Below are 21,715 nucleotides of genomic sequence, written 5' to 3'. Positions count from 1 at the left end.
ACTGCACCTTCTCGCCGCCCTTCAATACCGGGCGCGCCGCATCCGTCAACTTCAGTGCGCTATACGATTCATAGTCGACGCTCACCAGGCCTAAAGCGATCGATTGCCGCAGAATCGCGCGCCATTCGGCTTCGCTTCTATCCGAACCGATACCGAAGGTGGAAACCTGTTCATGCTGCCATTGCTTGACCTTGTCGCTATCGACGCCACGCAACACATCCAGCACATGCATGGCGCCAAAGCGCTGGTCGACGCGATAGATCGTCGACAGCAGTTTTTGCACTGCAATGGTGGCGTCGAATGAGCGCGGCGGATGCAGGCAGGTGTCGCAATTGCCGCAAGGTGCAGAGGACTGGCCGAAATAATCGAGCAGGCGCTGGCGCCGGCAATGCAGCGTTTCGCACAAACCCAGCATCGCATCGAGCTTGACGCCGAGGACGCGCTTGAAGGTTTCATCGGCTTCCGACTCATCTATCATGCGGCGCTGCTGCACCACGTCCTGCAAACCGTAAGCCATCCACGCATTGGCCGGGGCGCCATCGCGACCGGCACGGCCGGTTTCCTGGTAATAGCCCTCTATGCTTTTCGGCAAATCCAGATGCGCGACGAAGCGCACGTCCGGCTTGTCTATGCCCATGCCGAAGGCAATGGTGGCGACCATCACTATGCTTTCTTCGCGCAGGAAGCGCGCCTGGTTCTTGCTGCGCGTCGCGTAATCCATGCCGGCGTGATACGGCAAGGCGGCGATGCCGTTTTCGCACAGGAATTCGGCCGTCTCTTCTACCTTCTTGCGCGACAGGCAATACACGATGCCGGCGTCGCCCGCGTGCTCGCTCTCGATGAAATCCAGCACCTGCTTGCGGCCGTTGGCTTTTTCGACAATCTGATAACGTATGTTGGGTCGATCGAAAGACGAGATGAACATGCGCGCATCATCGAGCTGCAGGCGATGCGCGATTTCGGCGCGCGTCTGGTGATCGGCGGTGGCAGTCAGCGCAATGCGCGGCACATTCGGAAAGCGCTCGTGCAGCACCGACAGCTTGATGTATTCGGGACGGAAGTCGTGACCCCATTGCGAGACACAGTGCGCTTCGTCTATCGCAAACAAGGCAATCTTCGCGGCTTCCAGCATGTCGAGACAGCGCGGCGTCATCAGGCGCTCGGGCGCAACGTAAAGCAGATCGAGGTCGCCGCTGCGCAAGCGGCGTTCTATGCGTGACGATTCTTCAAAGGTCTGGGTGGAATTGAGGAAGGCGGCACGCACGCCGACTTCAGCCAGCGCATCGACCTGATCCTGCATCAGGGCGATCAGCGGCGAAATGACGACGCCGACGCCATCGCGCAGCAGCGAAGGAATTTGATAACACAGCGACTTGCCGCCGCCGGTAGGCATCAGGACCAGCGCATCGCCGCCGCGCATGACGACATCGACTATCTCGGCCTGTTCGCCGCGAAAAGACGCATAGCCGAAAACCGATTCGAGTACATGCAGCGCCTGCGCGCCGAGATCATCGTGCTTGCTCATTGCGCTTGCTTGCTCATTGCTGTTGCCTACTCTGCCCACACTACCCATCCGTAATGCGCACTGAGCAAAATAAACAAGCCGAACACGATGCGGTAATACGCAAAGAAGGTGAAGTCATGCGTGCTGATGTAGCGCAGCAACCAGCGTACGCACAGAAAGGCGGAAACGAATGCAGCCAGCCCACCGAGACCGAACAAGGGAATGTCGGCCATCGACAGCAGGGCCCTGTCCTTGTAGACGGAATAAACAGTGGCGCCCATCAAGGTCGGGATCGCGAGGAAAAACGAAAACTCAGTCGCTGCCTGGCGCGACAAACCGAAGAACATGCCACCTATGATGCTGGCGCCGGAACGGCTGGTGCCGGGGATCAGTGCAAACGCCTGCGCGCAGCCAACCTTGAAAGCATCCAGCAGCGTCATGTCCTCGACCAGCTCGACCCGCGCCGGGCCGCTCGCATCCTTGGTGCGACGCTCTACCCACAGGATCAGGAAGCCGCCGACGATGAAAGCGATCGCCACCGGCACCGGCGCAAACAGTTTTTCCTTGATCGCCTTGGCAAATACCAGGCCGAGCAAAGCCGCCGGCAAAAATGCCACGATGATATTCATCGAGAATTTCTGCGCCTTGCGATCCGTGAACAAGCCCGCCAGAACGGCGGCAATTTTCACCCGGTATTCCCAGCAGACAGCCAGCATGGCGCCGGTCTGGATTGCGATTTCGAATACCTTGACCTTGGGACCGGTGAATTCCAGCAGGCTGCCGGCAAGAATCAAATGTCCAGTCGACGATATCGGCAGGAATTCCGTCAAGCCTTCGACGATGCCCATGACGATGACTTTGAGCGCGAGTATGAGGTCCATGGCGATGTGCAGAGTAAGTGAAAAGGTAATAAAAAACCCGCCGGTTGTGACGCCGTACGGGTTACAACGTAGTCGATGCTGCTGTGTCGCCGACACGCGGCGACTGCTACAGCCAGCGTTATCCTGCGGGCTCAAAGCTTAGCACGGGAGCCGCTTCCTGTATTGGTTTTGGCCGATTAAAACCGCTCTTGCCCAGGTGAAATTCAGGGCACCAGAATCACACTGCCGCCGCTTGAAAAATCATTTGCGCCTCATGCCGCAGTCAGGCGCTCCAGCGTCATCAGGTAAAACATCGCATCGCCGCGCGTCGCGCCGCACATTTCAAGTTGCGGCTGCAGGCTGGCGCACACGGCCGGCCGTTCCGGCAGACCGAATATCCGGCAGCGTTGTTGATCGTCGAGTTGCACGCAAGGCACTCCCGCCGGCTTGCCATTGGGCATACCGGGGATAGCCGATGAAATCGACGGCGCAGTGCAGCAGGCGCCGCAATCGGAGCGGCAGTGTAAATTGGTCATTCCTTGATCATTCGGCAATTTATTCAACCAAGCCATGCAATGTGTGGCGTGAGCGGGTGCAAGCCGCGATTTTACAGGGGATAGCGGGGAGTGGCGCTTGACGCTGCGCAGGTGGACGCTTAAAGTACCGGGGCATAGACAAATCCATACGCTTGCCTGCATTACATACCGCCTTCGCTACATTACCCTCCCCTGTAACGGTGCCTGGACTCGATTCATGGAGATGTGCTGCTGTGCGACGGCCATCATTTGCTAAAATGCCTGTTTTCCTATTCAGTTACCTAGAGCCGACAAAATGAACATAGAAAAAGCCCGTTTCCTGATGATCGAGCAGCAAATCCGTCCCTGGGATGTGCTCGATCAAGACGTACTCGACTTGCTGGTCGTGGTCAAACGCGAAGCCTTTGTGCCGCTCGCGTATCGCGCGCTGGCATTTGCCGACAGTGAAATCCCGCTGCCGCACGGCGAAAACATGATGACGCCTAAACTGGAAGCGCGCATCTTGCAGGAACTGGCTATCAAGAAGCATGAAAACGTTTTGGAAATCGGCTCAGGCTCGGGTTACCTGGCAGCGCTGCTGGCATACAAGGCGCGTCACGTGACCACGGTGGAAATCAACCCTGAATTGAAGGCACTGGCGCAAAAGAATCTGGTCGATTACGGCGTCAGCAATGTCGACGTGCTGGAAGGCGATGGCGCACAAGGCTATGGCGGCGCCAATCAGCCGAACGCACCTTACGACGTGGTCGTGGTATCCGGCTCCCTGCCGGTCGTACCGGATGGCTTGCTGGCACAGATCAAGGTCGGTGGCCGCATGTTCGTCATCGTCGGGAATGCACCCGCGATGACGGCGCAAATCATCACGCGCATATCGGACATCAGCTATGACACGGTCAACCTGTTTGAAACATGTTTGAAACCGCTGCGCAATGCGCTCGTTCCATCGCAATTCAAGTTTTAAGGAAGCGCGATGCAACACCTGACTGCTGCGGAACTGGCAGCGCTGCTGGCTGACGCTGCCGTCGGCAAGACGGCGCCAGTCCTGCTGGACGTGCGCGAGCCATGGGAATACCAGACCTGCAATATCGCTGGTTCGGTTTCTATACCGATGAACACGATACCGGACCAGCTCGACCAGCTGGATCCGGATGCGGCTATCGTCTGCATCTGCCATCATGGCGCACGCAGCATGCGGGTTGCGCATTTCCTCGAAAGCAATGGCTACACCCAGGTAACGAACCTGACCGGCGGCATCCATGCATGGGCGCTGCAGGTCGATCCTGCGATGCCGACCTATTAAAAATGACAATCACTGCATTCTTACTTGCTTGATCTGCCTCATCTCCCAGGGAATGCAATGCGCAATGCCAAGCTAGTCACGCTGATCGCCGGTGCTGTTTTATCCCTGCAGGTACATGCAGTCAATTTGCTGCAGGTTTATCAGGATGCGCTGGTCAACGACTCGATCTATGCAAGCGCACGCGCCAATCTGAGCGCAGGCCAGGAAGCCTCGGTCCAGGGCCGCGCCAAGCTGCTGCCGCTGGTAGGCTTGAGTGGCTCGCATCTGCGATCGAGTCGCAGCGGCACCGCCGACACCACCACACATGGCTACACGCTATCGCTGTCGCAACCCCTGTTCGACATCGCCGCTTGGCAAACTTACGAACAAAGCAAATTATCGGTCGCCGCCAGCGAAGCCGCTTTTGCCATCGTCCAACAAGATTTGATCCTGCGCGTGGCGCAAGCCTACTTCGATGTCCTGGCAGCGCAAGATACGCTGGCCTCGCTGCAGGCGCAGAAAAGCGCGATCAGTGAACAGCTCGCTTCGGCCAAACGCAATTTTGAAGTGGGTACCGCAACCATCACCGATACGCATGAAGCGCAAGCCCGCTACGACCTGGCAACCGCGCAGGAATTCGCTGCGCAAAGCGACCTCGACATCAAGCGCGCAGCCTTGCAACAGATCATAGGCAAGCCGGCAGCCGAACTGGCCGTGCTGCGCAGCGGCGTGGCGCTGCAGACGCCGCAACCGGCGCAGATCGATCCATGGGTACAGAGTGCTGAACAGCAGAATTTTGACGTTGCCAGCAAACAGCTGGCGCTGGAAATCGCCAAACGCGACATCACGCGCAACCGCGCCGGACATTATCCTAGCGTCGATCTGGTTGCCAGCCGCAGCGATAGCAATCAGCGCAATACCTTGCAAAGCCAGGGCACCGGCCCGACCAATGCAATAGGCGTGCAGTGGGCCATCCCGCTCTTCAGCGGCTTTGCCGTGACGAGCCAGGTAAGGCAAGCGATTGCCCTGGAAGACAAGGCGCGCGCCGATCTGGAAACGGCGCGTCGCACTGCCGCACAAAATGCACGGCAAGCCTATCTCGGCGTCAACAGCGGATTGGCGCAAGTCCAGGCATTGCAGGCGGCTGAAATATCGAGCCAGTCTGCATTGGAATCAAATCGTCTGGGGTATCAGGTCGGTGTGCGCATCAACATCGATGTGCTGAATGCGCAGCAACAGTTATATGCGACGCAACGCGATCTGGCGAAGGCACGCTACGACACGCTGATCAACAGCCTGCGTCTGAAATCTGCTGCCGGCATGCTGCAGGAGCAGGACCTGGTGCAAATCAATACCTTGTTGACACAACCCTAGCCATCGCGCAGCGGCGCATGCCAGCCGCGTCCTTGCCACGACCCATCAAGCGTTTTCAATCCGCTTTTTTCAGGCGCAGCGAAGGCGCATAACGCAAGCTGTCCAAACAGGCATCAATCAAGGGATCGGCAACAGCTGCCAAGTCAAAAGTGGTAGGTGAAAACAGCCAGTTGAGCAGCAAACCTATCACATGGCCGTGCAAGGTCAGCGCCGCCAGGCGCGTATCCAGATCCGCCGGCAAATGTCCCAGTTCTATCGCCTCCTGCAGAATGCGCTCCATGTTCGCCAGGCCCTTCAGATAACACTCATGCTGGCGCATCCAGATTGGATCACTGCGATCAACCAGCTCGCATTTCAGGAACATGATATCGAGCACCTTGTGCGAGCGCGGGTTGGTGGCGGCGTCCTTCAAAAGATGGCCCCATACATTGCGCAAATGTCCTAGGGGATCGCCGACAAACTTCTCGTCCGGCACCGTCATCAAAGACTCCATCGGCAAGCGCACGCGCTCGCACATCGCATCGAACAAATCACTCTTGTTCTTGAAATGCCAATAGATCGCGCCGCGCGTCACCTCTGCCGCTACCGCGACATCGGCCAATGACGACTGGGCCAGACCGCGCGTGTAAAACACTTCTTCAGCCGCATTCAGTATGCGGCTGCGGGTTTCCAGCGCTTCTTCTTTCGTGCAACGTGCCATAAATCATGATCCTGTAACAATTTTTGAATATTTATATATGCTGTTTAATAAGTAGTTGCCGCATATACATACATCCTTGAATGTATGTATAATAACCCACTTGCAGCATCAGCATCAAGAAACATAAGAACGATGTTCAGGAATCCGCGCTCTTATATTTCCAGTCCCACCCTATTTGTCTTACCGGACTGCCGATTATCGGCAGCGCAATCCACTCACCGTGCGAGATGTTTATGAGTTCACTTCCCCGTTTGACCACCCTGGCCGCCACCCTGTTCGTGTTATTCGCAGTCGCTGCCTGCAGCAAGTCGGATACCAAGCCGCCAGCTCCGCCACCAACTGAAGTGTCGGTGATCACCATCAAACAAGCTGCATTGGGCGTAACGAATGAATTGCCAGGCCGGCTGGAATCGAGCCGCATCGCCGAAGTGCGCGCCCGTGTGCCAGGCATCGTGCTCAAGCGCACCTTCCGCGAAGGCAGCGACGTGAAGGCAGGCGCCACATTATTCCTGATCGATCCAGCCCAGTTCAAGGCTGCCTATAACAGCGCCGATGCCGCAGTTGCCAAGGCTGAAGCAAGCTTGCTGCAGGCGGAATTGAAAGCCAAGCGTTACCAGCCACTGGTCGCCAGCAATGCCATCAGCAAGCAGGAATACGATGACGTGACCGCCACCCAGAAGCAAGCGGCAGCAGATGTCGCAGCGACCAAGGCAGCGCGCGAAACAGCGCGCCTGTCACTTGGTTACGCCACTGTCAGCTCGCCAATTTCCGGCCGCATAGGTCGCGCGCAAGTCACTGAAGGCGCATTGGTAGGCCAGGGCGAAGCCACCCCGCTGGCAACCGTGCAGCAAATCGACCCTATCTACGTCAACATGACGCAGTCGAGCACTGAAGTGCTGCAGCTGCAACGCGCGATGGCCGATGGTAAATTGAAAAGCGCAGGCAAGGGACAGATCAAGGTCACACTGGTAACGGAAGATGGGCAGGAATACGCTCATTCTGGAAAACTGCTGTTTTCCGATCTGACGGTAGATGCAAGCTCGGGCGCAGTCACCTTGCGTGCCGAGTTCCCCAATCCCGAGCGTCAACTGTTGCCTGGCATGTATGTGCGTGCGCGCGTTGAACAAGCCATCAATGAAAACGCAATCACCGTGCCGCAACAAGCCATCACGCGCACTCCGGACGGCTCGGCTGTCATGGTGGTCAGCGCAGAAAACAAAGTGGTCCCACGTCCGGTTAAAACCGGCGCTGCCAGCGGCGACTCGTGGGTCATCAACGATGGCTTGAAAGAAGGCGACCAGGTCATCGTCGAAGGCTTGCAAAAAATCCAGCCAGGCGCAACGGTCAAGACGGTGCAATGGAAAAAAGCTGCGCCAGCTACCGCTACTGCTCCCGCAGCAGATGCAGCAAAGCCAGCTCCGGCACCAGCGCCCACCCCTGCAGCCAAGAGCGCAGAACAACCGCAGTCGAAGTAAGGGAGCACCGTAATGGGTAAATTTTTTATTGACCGCCCGGTTTTTGCCTGGGTACTAGCCATCTTTATCATGCTGGCTGGCGCCTTGGCGATCACCAGCTTGCCGGTCGCGCAATATCCGAATATCGCACCGCCGACCATAGTCGTCACTGCCAGCTATCCGGGTGCCACGGCACAAACGTTGGACGATAGCGTTACCAGCCTGATCGAACAGGAAATGAACGGTGCCGATGGTTTGCAATACATCGAATCACAAAGCCAGGCCAATGGTCAGGTGCAAATCACGGTTACATTTTCTCCGGAAACCAATCCCGATCTGGCTGCCGTTGATGTTTCCAACCGCTTGAAGCGCGTGGAATCGCGTCTGCCTGCCACCGTAACGCAGCAAGGCGTGCAAGTCACCAAATCACGCAGCAACTTCCTGATGTTTATCGGTTTGTCGTCGACTGACGGCAGGCTGGATCCGGTTGCACTGGGCGATTATTTGTCACGTAACGTGTTGAATGAAATCAAGCGTGTGCCCGGCGTCGGTCAGGCGCAGCTGTTTGGTACCGAGCGCGCGATGCGCATCTGGATTGATCCTAACAAACTGGTCGGCTTGAATCTGACGCCGGCCGACGTCACCGCTGCGATCCGTGCACAAAATGCACTGGTTGCCGGCGGTACGCTGGGCGACCTGCCCAGTCCGCTCTCGCAACAGATCACCGCAACTGTAGTCGTGAATGGTCAAATGAGCAGCCCGGACGAATTCGGCAAGATCATTCTGCGCGCCAACAAGGATGGTTCATCGGTACGTCTGCGCGACGTGGCCCGCATCGAAGTCGGCGGTCAATCGTATGCAACCGCCGGTCGTCTTGATGGCAATCCAACGTCCTTCGTTGGTGTGCAATTGTCGCCCACCGCGAATGCGCTGGGCACTGCAACTGCCGTGCACAAGAAAATGGAAGAGTTGTCGAAGTACTTCCCGGCTGGCGTGAAATACACGATCCCTTACGATACCTCGAAGTTCGTCCAGATCTCGATCGAGGAAGTCGTCAAGACCCTGATCGAAGCGATCATCCTGGTGTTCCTGGTGATGTACCTGTTCCTGCAGAACATACGCTACACCCTGATCCCGACCATCGTCGTGCCGGTTGCCCTGATGGGTACGTTTGCCACCCTGCTGGTATTCGGCTTCTCGATCAACGTGCTGACGATGTTCGGCATGGTGCTGGCGATCGGTATCCTGGTCGATGATGCGATCGTGGTGGTGGAAAACGTAGAGCGCATCATGAGCGAAGAAGGCTTGTCGCCGCGCGATGCAACCCGCAAGGCAATGGGCCAGATTACCGGCGCACTGATCGGTATCACGCTGGTGCTGATTGCGGTATTCATCCCGATGGCCTTCTTCGGCGGCGCGGTCGGTGCGATTTATCGCCAGTTCTCGCTGTCGATGGTGGCTTCGATGGTGTTCTCGGTATTGATGGCGTTCACGCTGACGCCGGCACTGTGCGCAACCATCCTGAAACCGGTACAGGCGGGACATCATCACGAGAAGCGCGGCTTCTTCGGCTGGTTCAATCGCGTCTTCAACAAGACCTCGTCGCGCTATCAGGGTTCCATCGCCAAGATGCTGACCAAGACCGGCCGCTACATGCTGGTCTATGCGCTGATACTGGGCTGTGTCGGCTTCCTGTATGCGCGGCTCCCGGCATCCTTCCTGCCGAATGAAGATCAAGGCTATCTGATCACGAATATCCAGTTGCCGTCAGGCGCCAGCACTGGCCGGGCGATGGAAGTCATCAAGCAGGTAGAAGATTATTATCTGAAGCATCCGGCGGTCGAACATGTGGTATCAATCGCAGGTTTCAGCTTCTCGGGTAACGGTCAGAATGCCGCGCTGGTGTTTTCACCATTGAAAGACTGGAAGGAACGCGACGCGGCAAATTCGGCAGACGCCATTGCAGCCAAGGCGATGGGAGCATTCTCGACCATCAAGGATGCCATCGTGTTCCCGCTGAACCCGCCACCGATACGCGAACTGGGTAACGCCACCGGCTTTACCTTCCGTCTACAGGATCGCGCCGGTCTTGGCCATGATGCATTGGTCGCAGCGCGCAATCAGATGCTGGGCATGGCGTCCAAGAGCAAGATACTCGCCGGTGTGCGCCCTGAAGGTCTGGAAGATGCGCCGCAGCTGCAACTCGACATCAATCGCGACAAGGCAAATGCATTGGGCGTGACCTTCGACAGCATCAACAGCGTCATGTCGACTCTGCTCGGTTCATCCTACGTCAATGACTTCCCGAATCAGGGTCGTCAGCAACGTGTGATCGTGCAGGCCGACGCGCCGCGTCGCCTGCAACCGGAAGACCTGAACAAGCTGTATGCCCGCAGCGCAACGGGCACGATGGTGCCGTTCTCATCCTTCACCACGTCGAAATGGATCAGCGGCCCGGTACAGTTGATACGTTACAACGGCTATCCGGCAATGAAGATTTCCGGCGGCGCAGCACCGGGCTACAGCACCGGCGATGCAATGGCGGAAATGCAGGGCCTGGTCGAAAAACTGCCGCCAGGCTTCGGCTACGAATGGACCGGCCAGTCGCTGGAAGAAAAAACCTCGGGCTCGCAAGCGCCGGCGCTGTATGCGCTGTCGCTGATCGCGGTATTCCTGGTGCTGGCTGCCCTGTATGAAAGCACCTCGATTCCGCTGTCGGTGATGCTGGTGGTGCCGCTCGGCATTCTGGGTGCACTGCTCGGCGTCACCTTGCGCGGCATGCCTAACGATGTGTACTTCAAGGTCGGCATGATTGCAGTGGTGGGTCTGTCTGCGAAGAACGCGATTCTGATCATCGAGTTTGCTAAAGACCTGCAGGCACAAGGCAAGGGACTGATAGAAGCAACGCTGGAAGCAGTGCATCTGCGCTTCCGCCCTATCATCATGACCTCGCTGGCATTCATCCTCGGCGTGCTGCCGCTGGTGCTTGCCAGCGGTGCCGGCTCGGCCAGCCAGCGCGCCATCGGTACCGGCGTGATGAGCGGCATGATCACGGCAACGGTGCTGGCGGTCTTCTTTGTGCCAGTGTTTTTCGTGGTGGTGCGTACCTTCTTCAAGGGTAGCGAACGCCAACGTCGTATGTATGCGTCTCACCAGCCGCGCAATGAGGATGAAGAATTATGATCAAACAATTGACGCTGACCGTACTGGCAGCGAGTGTACTGAGCGGCTGCTCACTGGCGCCAAAATTCCTGCGTCCCGAGGCACCGGTGGCAGCGGATTATCCGACGCCATCGGCAGTCGCCGCCAATCAAAGCCGCGCTACCGAAACCGGCTGGCGCACGTTTTTTCCTGATGCACGCCTGCAGTCGCTGATCAGTACCGCACTGGTCAACAACCGCGACTTGCGCGTCGCTGCGCTGCGCATCGAGGAAGCACGGGCGCAATACAATATCCAGTCGGCAGATTTGCTGCCCAACTTCAATGGCACTGCCACTGGCGCGCGCGCACGCACACCGGGGTCGCTGACATCGAGCGGCAACAGCACCGTGAGCAGCAATTACCAGGTCGGCCTCAGCCTGGCCTCATTCGAGCTGGATTTTTTCGGTCGTGTACGCAGCCTGAATGATGCAGCGCTGGCGCAATACCTGGCGACTGAAGAAGCGCGCCAGGCGGCACACATAAGTCTGGTCGCCGAAGTTGCCAAGGCCTATCTGGCTGAACGCGCCTACGACGAGCAACTGACGCTGGCGCAAAATACCCTCGACAGCCGCAACACTGCATATGGCCTGGCCAAGCAGCGGTTTGAAGTCGGCGCATCGTCGGCGCTGGATTTGCGCCAGAATGAAGCCTTGCTGCAATCGGCCCGTGTCGCGCAATTGACACTGGCGCGCCAGCGCGCGCAGGCGCTCAATGCCCTGACCGTACTGGTCGGTCAACCCCTGACTGATTTGCCGCCGGCACAACCGCTGTCTGCACAAAACATCGTGGCCGACATCCCGGCCGGCTTGCCGTCTGATCTGTTGACGCAACGTCCTGACATACGCAGCGCAGAGCAAACACTGCGTGCAGCGAATGCGAATATCGGCGCGGCGCGCGCTGCATTTTTCCCGCGCATTTCGCTGACCGCCGGCGTCGGCACGGCCAGCAATTCATTGTCAGGCTTATTTGAAAATGGCTCGCGGGCATGGTCGTTTGCGCCGCAACTGGTGCTGCCGATTTTCCAGGGTGGACGCAATACGGCCAATCTGACCTTGAGCGAAGTACGCAAGAATATCGCCATCGCCAATTACGAGAAAAGCATACAGGTCGCGTTCCGTGAAGTGGCCGATGCGCTGGTTGCACGCAGCCTTCTTGACGAGCAGATAGACGCACAGGGTCTGGTGCAGGCAGCGCAGGCAGAACGCCTGAAACTGGCCAATCTGCGTTTCGATAACGGCATTGCGAGTTCGCTCGACGTGCTGGATGCGCAACGCGAATTGTTTTCGGCAGAACAAAGCCTGGTACAGGCGCGCTTGCTGCGTCTGACGAATGCGATCGATCTGTACCGTTCCCTGGGCGGTGGCCTGGCCGAAACCAGCGTTGCGACTGCATCAGCCAAATAACATCCGGCAGCAATAAAAAAAGGGGGAGTCCGCATCGGCGGCCTCCCCTTTTTTATTTATCCCAACCTTATTGTCCTGAACTTCATGTCCTGAACTTCAGATTAAGCAAAACGATCTGCGCTCGTTCAGGAAAAATTCTTTTCCAGTTGAATTTGCTCCGCAAAAGTTCTGGCCAATGGCTCGAACACCACACGCCGCCGCTCCGTCATCTGATCGCCGGGATGGCCGTGCACCAGGCTGGTCACATTGCATCTGCCAGTTACGCAGGCGCTCAGCAAAATTTGTCCCAATTGGCCCAGTTCGCTGTGGTGCAGGATGTATGCGTAAGTAGTTGCATTGATGGGTTTTCTTTGTGCAGTGATATTCGATGGCAAATGAAATGACATGGTTATGGGCTCCGTTTCGCGCTCTATTCTCGTCGCATTCCGGATATTTTCGTATCCCATCGATATGGGATATGGCCGGGAAACCGCACTCCCCGGCCTGCGATCCAGCATTTTTCAGGCAGCAAGGGTTGAACCTCCCACTCGGTCCGGACTCAGACTCTTCATTACATTCAACGCACCGGAGAACTTCATGCACAGGAAATTCCTGCTTTTATCGCTACTCGCCATCATGGGTACGACTGCACATGCGGTCGAAAACAATATGCGGCCGGGGCTGTGGGAAATGACGACGACGTCAGACCTGCTCTCGCTGGTCGAACAGATTCCGCCGGAGCAGATGCAGAATCTGGGCAAGCTGGCGCAACAATACGGCTTCGATATGCCGGCCATCAAAAATGGCGCAGCAAGTTCAAAGTTCTGCGTCACCAGGGAAATGGCAGAGCAAAAAATCCCGCCCTATCTGTACCATCGCCAATCAGGCTGCGAGGCACGCAATGCAACGCGGATTGAAAACCGCTACAGCGCCGATCTGGCATGTGCCAGCGATCAGGTAAGCGGGCAAGGCAAGACCGAAGCGACGTTGACGACGCCCGAGAGTTTTAAAGGAAGCAGCGAATTCAAGGGCTCGGTACGCGGCATTGCCGTCGATGAGCGTGCCCGTACCAGCGGGCGCTGGCTCAATGCCTATTGCGAGACTGCCAGGGCTCAGTAAGCAGCCCCGGAAAATGCCGTCAAAACAGGCATCTGTCTGGATACATATCGTAACAAAGCTTACCGATTCAACTCTAGTTATGGACGCCAGGCTGGTATGTAATGCAGACATCCAACAAGGAGATGAGTCATGAAAAAAGTCCTCACCATTTCAGCAGGTCTACTGGCAGGTGCAGTATTGATGCTTTCGGCGGCACCTGCGATGGCACGTGTCGATGTAGATCTCAATATCGGCGTGCCCGGCCCTGTCTACATGCAGCCTGAACCAATTTATGTACAACCGCGGCCAGTTTATGTGCAACCACGCCCGGTCTATGTACAGACCCGGCCTTACTACGAAGAACGCGATCATCACAGGCGCTACAACAAGCATCACCATCGTCGTCATGATCGCGATGGGGATGGCGTGCCTAACCGCTACGACCATCGTCCCTATGATCCATACCGATATTAAATCACCTGGCATGTCGTGAGCGGCGCTATGCATGCACAGTCCGCATGCAATTTTATCCACTGCGTTGATGTTGTTCGGCTTCAATAAAAATAAAGGAACACAATGAAATTGAAATCTCTCAGCTTGTCGCTCGTAGCTGCCACCCTGTTGGCGGGCTTGGGCGTCGCGCCGGCCATTGCGCAAAATACCAATACCCCCGGCATTGAACGCACACAGCAAGAAATTCGTGCACGCATACAACAAGGGATAGCTTCAGGACATATCACGCAGCAAGAAGCGCAGGAACTGTATCAGCAGGAACGCAGTATCCAGTTCCGTGAAATGCGTTTTAAAGCGGATGGCAACGCAACGCCGCAAGAGCGCGAACAGATACGACGCGAGCTTGACGCAATGCGCGCCGATGTCGAACGCAAGCTTGCCAATGATCGCTTCAGCACTCGTCAGAATTCCACGCCCGGCATAGATCAACGTGAAGAAAACATAGGCGCGCGCATCGACCGGGGCATTGCTTCTGGCCAGATCACGAGAGCGGAAGCACGCAGACTGCATCAACGCGAGCGTGACATACAACGTCTTGAAAGCCGCTACAAATCGGATGGCAAAGTGACTCAGGCCGAACGAAAAAAATTGCAACGCAGCCTGAAGGCGCTGAATGAAGATGTAAATCGCCTGCTGCATAACGAGCGGCGCGCTATCCGATAATCGTTCCGGAGCAATCTGCAACGCAGATGTAGTGTAGATACGCAGGTGATACAAAAAAAGCCAGGCGCTGCAAGCGCCTGGCTTTTTTCTAATCAGGGCAATTTGCCGGATTTCCGAAACGGCAACTGCAGCCGCCTTGCAAACTCAGCGAATCAAGGCTTGCAACAGGGTCATCGTGCGAGCCGTGGCGCCGCCATGTTGCCGCGCAAAGTGCTGCGCGTTCTCGCCCATTTGCTTGCGCGTTTCATCTTCCTGCAACAGGCCTAACGCATGCTGCATCATGTCTGCCGCATCTGTCACGCGCGATGCGGCGCCAGCTGCGATTGCATTTTCAGCCGCATCTGCAAAATTGAATGTGTGCGGGCCGATCAAAACCGGTTTACCGACCACGCTGGCTTCTATTAGGTTATGGCCGCCCAGCGGCAACAAACTGCCGCCAACGAAAGCCACATCGCAGGCGGCATAGTAGGCAAACATTTCACCCATCGTATCGCCCAGGAACACGCTTATATCAGAAGATAACGCTGCGGCCCCCAGCGTCGAACGCCTGGCGAGCGTCAATCCGCGCGCATCGATCATCTGCGCAACATCGTCAAAGCGCTGCGGATGACGTGGCACGATGGCCAGCAGGATATCGGCACGATTCAACGCCACGTATGCATCGAGAATCAGCGCTTCTTCACCATCGCGCGTATTCGCACAAAGCAGTACAGGACGATGGCCTAGCTGCGCGCGCAATGCCACACCCCGCTGCAGCATCTCTTGCGGCGGCGTCACGTCAAACTTGATGCTGCCGGTGACATGCACGGATGGCGCACCCAGCTGGCGGATACGTATCGCATCACTTTCGGTTTGGGCCGCAACGCAGGACATCGCAGACGCCGCTTCGACAAACAGGGCTGGCAACCGCAACGCCTTCTTCAGTGAACGGGCGGACAGGCGCGCATTGACCAGCGCCACGGGCACGCGATGCAGTGCACACTGCGCCATCACATTCGGCCACACTTCGGTTTCCATCAATACGCACAGCTTGGGCTTGAAATGACGCAGGAAACGCGCAACCATCCAGCCGGTGTCATACGGCAGATAACTCTGCACCACGCGTACCTGATTGGCGAACAACATCTTGCCAGTCGCACGCCCGGTCGGCGTCATATGTGTGAGCAAAACCAGATGGTCCGGATAAGCAGCGAGCAAGGCATCGATCAAGGGCTGGGCAGCCCTGGTTTCACCGACCGAGACCGCGTGCACCCACAGGACCGGCGCGACGCCATCGTAATTCACGTCATCGTAAAAACCCAGGCGTTCAGCCACGTGCTGGCGATAGCCAGGCTCCTTGCGGCCACGCACCAGCAGCCGCAGTAATACGAGCGGCAAGGCCAGCCACCAGGCGATCGAATAGATCAGGCGCATGGGATACCTGCGCCAGAGATAGGTGGCCAGCGTCTTTGCACAACAGTGGAAATGGGGGAATTAAATTGCATCAGCCGTATTATGCCGCTTCGGCAGCAACTGGTGCTTACATCGGGCGATATAAGCACCATATAAGAACGATATACGCGCTATTTTTCAGGCATCTCTGCAGCATCGCATCTGTGATGGATGGGCCGCCTTCAATACGGCATCGAGGCATCCGGTTTCGCCGCGACTATCACGCGCTTGAATTCAGCCTGTATGCGCTCCAGCGCCTGCTGTGACTCCGCCTCGAAGCGCATGACGATCACCGGCGTGGTGTTCGACGAGCGCGCCAGGCCAAAACCGTCTGGATACTCGACCCGCAAGCCATCTATCGTGATGATCTGGTCAGAGCCCGGGAATTGCGCTTCGCGCTGCAGCTTGGCGATCAAGGGGAAGCTTTCGCCTTCGGCCAGCTTCAATTGCAGCTCCGGCGTGCTGACCGATTGCGGCAAGGCATTCAACACAGCCGACGGGTCCTGCTCGCGGCTCAATAGCTCCAGCATGCGCGCACCGGCATACATGCCATCATCAAAACCGTACCATCTGTCCTTGAAGAAGATATGACCGCTCATCTCGCCGCCGAGCGGCGCGCCAGTCTCGCGCATCTTGGCCTTGACCAGCGAATGGCCGGTTTTCCACATCAGCGGCCGGCCGCCACGCTCCGTAACCCACGACGCCAGATGGCGCGTGCATTTGACGTCATACAGAATCTGTTCGCCTGGATGGCGCGTCAACACATCCTGCGCAAACAGCATCAGCTGGCGATCCGGATAAATGATTTGCCCATCCTTGGTCACCAGTCCCAGGCGGTCGCCATCACCATCGAAGGCCAGGCCGATTTCGGCATCGGTTTGCTGCAGGCAGCGTATCAAGTCCTGCAGGTTTTCCGGATGTGCCGGATCGGGATGATGGTTAGGGAAAGTGCCATCCACTTCACAAAACAATTCGATGACTTCGCAACCGAGGGCGCGATATAGCTCACCGGCAAAAGCACCCGCCACGCCATTGCCGCAATCGATCGCGATTTTCATCGGGCGCGCCAGCTTGACGTCGCCGACTATGCGCTGCAAATAGGCCGCTGCAATATCGTAGGTACGATAGCTGCCAGCGCCTGCAGTAAATTCCTGGTTGACGATAGCCTGATACAGGGCTTGTATCGTGTCCCCGTAAATCGCCTCTCCCGCCAGCACCATCTTGAAACCGTTGTAATCAGGCGGATTGTGGCTGCCGGTAACCATGATCCCCGACTGCGCATCCAGCACATGCGTGCCCAGATACAGCATGGGGGTCGCGACTATGCCCAGATCGACCACATCCACGCCGGCAGCCTGCAAGCCTTCTGCCAGCGCAGCACTCAGCTCGGGGCCGGACAGGCGGCCATCGCGGCCTATCACGACGACCTGCTCCCCCTTGGCTCGTACCGCACTACCGAAGGCACGACCGATAGAACGCGCCACATCGGCATCCAGCGTCGAACCGATGACGCCACGGATGTCATAAGCCTTGAAAATACTTGGCGAGAGAGTCAGCATATTGAAGCCTTATCCATAAAATGTTTGTAGTAAACCCTGGGCGTATCCGGCAATTTACCTACCCAGGAAATGCATACAGATGCAGTAAAAAATTTCTTTGGCAGCGGCGCTATGATATCGCGCCTCGCCTCGCTTTGTGGAGGAGGATGCAGGTCAAAGCCGGCTGTTACCGGGTTTCGACAAGGGACCGGCCTTCAAGTTTCAATTTACCTGGACTATGACGCATCCCGGAATCACGGAACGCCGGAATAGATCACGCCTGCATAATTCCGGTATGCTGACATACAGTAGCGGCTACACAGCTGCTCTTTCTCACCCATACATGGCTTCATGACTACTTACGCAATCGGCGACCTGCAAGGTTGCCACACGCAATTGCTGGCACTGCTGGATAAAATCGATGCAGTTGCACCAGATGCGCAATTGATCTTCGTCGGCGACATCGTCAATCGCGGTCCGCAATCGCTCGCGACGCTGCGCCAGATATATCGTCTGAAGCAGCGCGCCCGCATCGTGCTCGGCAATCACGATCTGAATTTGCTGGCTATCGCCTGCGGCTTGCGCAAGCCGCACAGATCCGACACGCTAGACGACATACTAGCTGCCGACGACCGCGAGGAATTGCTGACCTGGCTGCGCCATCAACCGCTGGCGCTGGCACAGGACGGGTATTTGTTCGTGCATGCCGGCGTGCTGCCGCAATGGAGTGCGCAACAGACGCTGGCGCTGGCGGCAGAAGTGGAAGCTGCACTGCAAGGCCCGGACTGGATCGCCTTTTTACAGGAAATGTATGGCAATGCGCCGGCGCGCTGGGATGATGCACTGCAGGGCGCCGATAGACTGCGCTGCATCGTCAATGCATTGACGCGCATACGCTATTGCCACCCGGACGCCAGCATGGATTTCAAGACCGTGGAAGGGATGGATCAGGCGCCTGCGGGACTCTTGCCCTGGTTCGATTTACCCAGCCGCAAAACGCAAGACATCACCGTCGTGTTTGGCCACTGGTCCACGCTGGGCCTGACCTTGCAGGCCAACTTGATAGGACTGGATACCGGTTGCGTATGGGGCGGCCAGCTGACTGCCATCAATCTGGAAGATAGATCTACCGTGCAGATAGCTTGTCCGCAACAGCAGCGTCCAGGCAAAAAAAGCTAGGCAGTCTGTTCCGGGCGCTCCGCATAACCGAGCGCTTCGGCAATCGCCGCGTGCGCGGCAAGCGCCAAATCACGGCGATGTGCACCTGCAGTATCCAGCGCTGGCAACAGGATCAATTGCGCAGTCATTTTGCGTACCTTCATGATCAGCAACATGCTGTCGACAAACGTCATGTCGCCGATGAAATCGGCAGCCGGATGCAGCCGGCCGTGTTCATCGACATAGCGCAAGGCATACGGCTGAACCGGCACCTGTGCCTCAATTGCGGCTTCAAACAAATTCGAATGAAACGGCAACATGCTTCCCTGCGCAGTGGTCGTGCCTTCGGGGAAAAATGCAATGTGCTCGCCGGCCCGTATGCTGGCCACCAGACCTTCATAGACGCGGCGCACCTCGCGCTGCTTGCCACGTGCGATAAAGATGGTCCCGGCCTTGGTACACAGCCAGCCCAGTGCAGGCCAGCTGCGTATATCGGCCTTGGCGACAAAGCGGCATGGCTGCAGCGTATTGATGACAAAAATATCCAGCCACGAAACATGGTTGGCAACGATCAATCCCTGCGGCATCGCCTCTGCTCCCGGCCTGAGCTGTACCTCGACCTGCACGCGCAGGATGGCCAGCAACTGGATAGACCATAGCTTGATGCGGCGATCACGACTGGCGGCAGCGATGAAAGGGAAAACAAAGGCGCTGGTGCACAAACCGCTGAACAAATGCAGCATCACGCGCAGGGATGGCCAGACGATCATGCGATCGCCTGGCACACGCAAGCTGTCATGCGCATCCGCTTCATGGGCAGGCAACACTTAACGCTGGAACGCGATATGTCCAGCCACGATCGTGGTCTGCACCTGGCCGGCCAATTCATAGCCGAGGAAAGGCGTATGTTTACCCTGGCTGGCCAGCGCCTTGGCGGCCACCGTCCAGCGAACTGCCGGATCAAAGATACAGATATCGGCGACGCTGCCAACGGCCAGCTGGCCGGATGGCAAGCCGGCTATGCGGGCTGCATCGGCGGTGATCTTGGCAATCGCTTGCGGGAGCCGCTGCTGCTCCTGATCGATGCAATCCTCGGCCCATTTCAAGGCCAGCGACAGCAGCAGTTCGAGGCCGGTAGCGCCGGGTGATGCTTCGCCGAACGGCAGCAGTTTTTCATCGTCGTCCACCGGTGTGTGGTCGGAGCAGATCGCATCGATGGTGCCATCCAGCAAAGCGCGGCAAATCGCATCGCGGTCGCGCTGGCTGCGCAGAGGCGGCGTCAGGCGTGCATTGGAATCGAAGAAACCGATATCGTTTTCCGTCAAATGAATATGGTGGGCGCCGACGTCGCAGCTAATCGGCAAACCTTCTTTCTTCGCCGCACGCACCAGTTCCAGCCCGGCAGCCGTCGACATGCGGCATAGATGCACGCGCGTGCCGGTAACGCGCACCAGTTCCAGTATCGTATGCAGGGCGATCGTCTCGGCCATTACCGGCACGCCGGACAAGCCCAGGCGCGACGCGACCGGGCCGCTGTGCGCAACGCCGTGACGACCCAGATGCGGATCCTGCGGCCGCAGCCATACCGTGTACTCGAAGGTCTTCGCATACTGCATCGCGCGCAGCAGCACGGTGGTATCAAGTACCGGATGATCGGCTTGCGAAAAACCGATGCAGCCGGCATCGGTCAGCTCGGCCATTTCGGTCAGCGCTTCGCCCTTCAAATCCATCGTCAACGCACCCAGCGGATAAACGTTGGCCTGGTTCAGCGACCTGGCGCGGTGCTTGAGCATCTCGACCAGACCGGGTTCATCCAGCACCGGATCGGTATCGGGCGGGCACACCAGGCTGGTCACGCCGCCCTGCATTGCTGCCTGCATTTCGGATTCCAGCGTGGCCTTGTATTCATAGCCGGGTTCGCGCAGGCGCGCACTCAAATCGACGAAACCAGGTGCGACGACAAGGCCGCCGGCATCAATAACCCTGCTGGCGACAAAGCCTGCAGGCGCCTGCCCGAGGCCGGCAATTTTTCCTGCCGCAATGTATATATCCTGCTGTGCATCGATGCCGTTCGCCGGATCGATCAGATGGCCGTTCTTGATGTGGATATTCATCTTTTTAATTTCCCGCCAAAATACTCATCACTGCCATCCGCACCGCAATGCCGAATGTCACCTGCGGCAATATCACTGCCTGCGCACCGTCTGCGACTGCCGATTCAATTTCGACGCCGCGATTCATCGGGCCCGGATGCATGACGATCGCATCCGGCTTGGCCAGCGCCAGGCGCTCGGTCGTCAAACCGTAGCTTTTGAAAAACTCCTGCGCCGACGGCAGCAAGGCGCCGCTCATGCGTTCATTCTGCAGGCGCAGCATGATGATGACATCGACGTCTTTCAAACCCTTGTCGATATCGGTGAAGACGCGCACGCCCATCTGTTCCAGCCCGCTGGGCAGCAAGGTGCGCGGACCGATCGCGCGCACTTCCGGCACGCCCAAGGTAGTCAGTGCGTGTATGTCGGAACGCGCAACGCGGCTGTGCAGGATGTCGCCCACGATGGCAACGGTCAGGTTGCTGAAATCCTTCTTGTAATGCCGGATCGTGTACATGTCCAGCAAGCCCTGGGTCGGATGCGCATGACGGCCATCGCCTGCATTGACGACATGCACATGCGACTGCGCAGTATCCCGCAAATGCTTGGCAATCAAATGCGGCGCCCCGGATGATGCATGGCGCACGACGAACATGTCGGCATGCATGGCTGCCAGATTGTCTATCGTGTCGAGCAGCGATTCACCCTTGCTGGAACTCGAGGCCGCAATATTCAGGTTGATCACATCGGCCGACAGGCGCTTCGATGCGATTTCAAAGGTAGTGCGCGTGCGCGTCGAGTTTTCAAAGAACAGATTGAATACGCTCTTGCCGCGCATCAGCGGCACCTTCTTTACTTCGCGGTCGCCGATACTGACAAACGATGAAGCGGTATCCAGTATGTGGATGATGTTGGACTTTGGCAGTCCTTC

General features: G+C 57.5%; 20 protein-coding genes. 10 read left to right on the top strand and 10 right to left on the bottom strand.

The features are described from left to right. The 3 genes from recQ to Q7T06_RS03320 form a co-directional block, all read right to left on the bottom strand. The coding region (gene recQ / locus Q7T06_RS03330; RefSeq protein WP_304780119.1) for a DNA helicase RecQ at positions 1-1,525 on the bottom strand (1,525 nt) is incomplete at its 3' end. A gap of 26 nt (positions 1,526-1,551) precedes the next feature. Then, entirely contained in the window at positions 1,552-2,385 is an 834-nt protein-coding gene (locus Q7T06_RS03325; protein WP_304780117.1) for an undecaprenyl-diphosphate phosphatase, read from the bottom strand. 251 nt (positions 2,386-2,636) lie between these two features. Next, positions 2,637-2,900 (bottom strand): YkgJ family cysteine cluster protein, encoded by a 264-nt coding sequence (locus Q7T06_RS03320; protein ID WP_304780115.1) that lies wholly within the window; start codon positions 2,898-2,900, stop codon positions 2,637-2,639. Between the two features lie 295 nt (positions 2,901-3,195). Here Q7T06_RS03320 and Q7T06_RS03315 point away from each other — a divergent pair, with 295 nt between their 5' ends. The 3 genes from Q7T06_RS03315 to Q7T06_RS03305 are packed head-to-tail and all read left to right on the top strand — an operon-like array spanning position 3,196 to position 5,553. Then, positions 3,196-3,861 (top strand): protein-L-isoaspartate O-methyltransferase, encoded by a 666-nt coding sequence (locus tag Q7T06_RS03315; RefSeq protein WP_304780112.1) that lies wholly within the window; start codon positions 3,196-3,198, stop codon positions 3,859-3,861. A 9-nt stretch (positions 3,862-3,870) separates the two neighbouring features. Further along, complete coding sequence (locus Q7T06_RS03310) at positions 3,871-4,200, top strand: rhodanese-like domain-containing protein (RefSeq protein ID WP_304780108.1); 330 nt, start codon at positions 3,871-3,873, stop codon at positions 4,198-4,200. A 57-nt stretch (positions 4,201-4,257) separates the two neighbouring features. Continuing rightward, positions 4,258-5,553, top strand: coding sequence for a TolC family outer membrane protein (locus Q7T06_RS03305; RefSeq protein ID WP_304780105.1), 1,296 nt, complete (start codon positions 4,258-4,260; stop codon positions 5,551-5,553). A gap of 55 nt (positions 5,554-5,608) precedes the next feature. Here the strand turns inward: Q7T06_RS03305 and Q7T06_RS03300 are convergent, their stop codons facing one another. Continuing rightward, complete coding sequence (locus Q7T06_RS03300; RefSeq protein ID WP_304780102.1) at positions 5,609-6,253, bottom strand: TetR family transcriptional regulator; 645 nt, start codon at positions 6,251-6,253, stop codon at positions 5,609-5,611. Between the two features lie 233 nt (positions 6,254-6,486). On the opposite strand from Q7T06_RS03300, the gene Q7T06_RS03295 reads away from it, so the two are divergent. The 3 genes from Q7T06_RS03295 to Q7T06_RS03285 are packed head-to-tail and all read left to right on the top strand — an operon-like array spanning position 6,487 to position 12,311. After that, complete coding sequence (locus Q7T06_RS03295; RefSeq protein ID WP_304780099.1) at positions 6,487-7,728, top strand: efflux RND transporter periplasmic adaptor subunit; 1,242 nt, start codon at positions 6,487-6,489, stop codon at positions 7,726-7,728. Positions 7,729-7,740: 12 nt separating this feature from the next. Continuing rightward, positions 7,741-10,890 carry an efflux RND transporter permease subunit gene (locus tag Q7T06_RS03290; RefSeq protein ID WP_304780096.1) on the top strand — a complete coding sequence of 1,050 codons (3,150 nt, stop codon included), beginning with the start codon at positions 7,741-7,743 and terminating at the stop codon, positions 10,888-10,890. Continuing rightward, complete coding sequence (locus tag Q7T06_RS03285) at positions 10,887-12,311, top strand: efflux transporter outer membrane subunit (RefSeq protein WP_304780093.1); 1,425 nt, start codon at positions 10,887-10,889, stop codon at positions 12,309-12,311. Before Q7T06_RS03290 ends, Q7T06_RS03285 begins: the two co-directional genes overlap by 4 nt. 125 nt (positions 12,312-12,436) lie before the next feature. On the opposite strand, the gene Q7T06_RS03280 is transcribed toward Q7T06_RS03285, so the two are convergent. After that, a complete protein-coding gene (locus Q7T06_RS03280; RefSeq protein ID WP_304780090.1) occupies positions 12,437-12,757 on the bottom strand; it encodes a hypothetical protein in 321 nt (106 codons plus the stop codon). 130 nt (positions 12,758-12,887) lie between these two features. On the opposite strand from Q7T06_RS03280, the gene Q7T06_RS03275 reads away from it, so the two are divergent. The 3 genes from Q7T06_RS03275 to Q7T06_RS03265 all read left to right on the top strand — a co-directional run bounded on the left by Q7T06_RS03275 (position 12,888) and on the right by Q7T06_RS03265 (position 14,564). Further along, complete coding sequence (locus tag Q7T06_RS03275; RefSeq protein ID WP_304780086.1) at positions 12,888-13,409, top strand: DUF3617 domain-containing protein; 522 nt, start codon at positions 12,888-12,890, stop codon at positions 13,407-13,409. A 129-nt stretch (positions 13,410-13,538) separates the two neighbouring features. Continuing rightward, on the top strand, positions 13,539-13,862 hold the full coding sequence (locus Q7T06_RS03270) for a hypothetical protein (protein ID WP_304780083.1): 324 nt from the start codon (positions 13,539-13,541) through the stop codon (positions 13,860-13,862). Between the two features lie 102 nt (positions 13,863-13,964). Continuing rightward, positions 13,965-14,564: a hypothetical protein gene (locus Q7T06_RS03265; protein WP_304780080.1), complete on the top strand. Its 600-nt coding sequence runs from the start codon at positions 13,965-13,967 to the stop codon at positions 14,562-14,564. A 144-nt stretch (positions 14,565-14,708) separates the two neighbouring features. Here Q7T06_RS03265 and waaA read toward each other — a convergent pair whose 3' ends face one another. Both waaA and Q7T06_RS03255 read right to left on the bottom strand, forming a co-directional pair. Beyond that, on the bottom strand, positions 14,709-15,977 hold the full coding sequence (waaA, locus tag Q7T06_RS03260; protein ID WP_304780077.1) for a lipid IV(A) 3-deoxy-D-manno-octulosonic acid transferase: 1,269 nt from the start codon (positions 15,975-15,977) through the stop codon (positions 14,709-14,711). 200 nt (positions 15,978-16,177) lie between these two features. Then, positions 16,178-17,554, bottom strand: coding sequence for a phosphomannomutase/phosphoglucomutase (locus tag Q7T06_RS03255; protein ID WP_304780074.1), 1,377 nt, complete (start codon positions 17,552-17,554; stop codon positions 16,178-16,180). Positions 17,555-17,884: 330 nt separating this feature from the next. On the opposite strand from Q7T06_RS03255, the gene Q7T06_RS03250 reads away from it, so the two are divergent. Then, entirely contained in the window at positions 17,885-18,712 is an 828-nt protein-coding gene (locus tag Q7T06_RS03250; RefSeq protein ID WP_304780071.1) for a symmetrical bis(5'-nucleosyl)-tetraphosphatase, read from the top strand. On the opposite strand, the gene Q7T06_RS03245 is transcribed toward Q7T06_RS03250, so the two are convergent. The 3 genes from Q7T06_RS03245 to Q7T06_RS03235 form a co-directional block, all read right to left on the bottom strand. Next, the gene (locus Q7T06_RS03245; RefSeq protein ID WP_304780068.1) at positions 18,709-19,518 is read right to left on the bottom strand and encodes a 1-acyl-sn-glycerol-3-phosphate acyltransferase; all 810 of its coding nucleotides are present in this window, start codon (positions 19,516-19,518) and stop codon (positions 18,709-18,711) included. The two genes, Q7T06_RS03250 and Q7T06_RS03245, sit on opposite strands and share 4 nt — an antisense overlap. Beyond that, a complete protein-coding gene (locus Q7T06_RS03240; RefSeq protein ID WP_304780065.1) occupies positions 19,519-20,805 on the bottom strand; it encodes a dihydroorotase in 1,287 nt (428 codons plus the stop codon). 4 nt (positions 20,806-20,809) lie between these two features. Next, a partial coding sequence (locus Q7T06_RS03235) for an aspartate carbamoyltransferase catalytic subunit (protein ID WP_304780062.1) occupies positions 20,810-21,715 on the bottom strand: 906 nt, incomplete at its 5' end.

Source organism: Herminiimonas sp. (assembly GCF_030645555.1).
In the GTDB taxonomy this organism is placed as follows: Bacteria; Pseudomonadota; Gammaproteobacteria; order Burkholderiales; family Burkholderiaceae_D; genus Oxalicibacterium.
This window is presented reverse-complemented; position numbering and strand designations above follow the sequence as displayed.